Annotated in this window: 1 protein-coding gene; it reads left to right on the plus strand. The window is 65.7% G+C overall.

Annotated elements, in window-relative coordinates; genetic code table 11:
• A partial coding sequence (locus FS767_RS22110) for an MFS transporter (RefSeq protein WP_256674310.1) occupies positions 1 to 289 on the plus strand: 289 nt, incomplete at both ends.

Here is a 289-nt window from a genome sequence, read left to right on the forward strand (position 1 = left end):
ACGGCCCTATGCCCAGGAAGACGACCTGCAGGCCGCCGCCGACATCCTCAATGCCGGCAAGAAGGTGGCCCTGCTGGTGGGCGCCGGCATCGCCATGTTCTCGCAGATCACCGGCAACAATGCCCTGATCTACTACGCACCCACCATCCTCACCCAGGCCGGCTTCTCCGACCAGACCGCCGTGCTGGCCACCGGCTGCAGCACCATCCTGGTGGTGATCATGACCGTGGTCGGCAGCTTCCTGGTGGATCGCATCGGTCGTCGCCGCTACCTGCTGACGCTGGTTCCC

The organism is Pseudomonas sp. DE0010 (genome assembly GCF_007680745.1).
GTDB classification, from domain to species: domain Bacteria; phylum Pseudomonadota; class Gammaproteobacteria; order Pseudomonadales; family Pseudomonadaceae; genus Aquipseudomonas; species Aquipseudomonas parafulva_B.